The following is a 385-nucleotide window of genomic DNA, read 5'->3' on the forward strand; positions in this document are numbered from 1 at the left end:
GCCCCACTTCGATCCAGAGGGCACGACGCCGGTGACGCTCGCGGACGCGTTCCTCGGCATCCCGGAGGGCGCCCGCTACAACCCGGACGCATCGCCGTGGCACGGCCTGCTGCCGCGCGAGTGGCGCATGGACACCTCCTTGCTGGGTGCGACGCTCGTGCGCGCGACCTTCACCAACGCGGCTGGCCGGCGCTGGACGGTCTGGGTGGACAGCCGCCGCTCCGTGACTGGCGTGCGCCTGCCCCTGCCTCCCTCGGGCCTGGAGGACCGCACCTTCCAGGGCGACACGGAGGGTTCGCGCGCATCGCTGTCGGTGGAGGCGTTGAACGTGGCCATGTCCGAGGGCCGTGTGATGAACCTCTCCGCGCTGGCGGAGTCCGGGGGC

Annotated in this window: 1 pseudogene; it reads left to right on the forward strand. The window is 72.7% G+C overall.

Going from position 1 to position 385, the window contains the following annotated elements:
* Positions 1 to 385, forward strand: a pseudogene (locus HV826_RS36595) (carboxypeptidase regulatory-like domain-containing protein); the annotation flags it as partial.

Source organism: Myxococcus sp. AM010 (assembly GCF_013372585.1).
GTDB classification, from domain to species: Bacteria; Myxococcota; Myxococcia; order Myxococcales; family Myxococcaceae; genus Myxococcus; species Myxococcus vastator.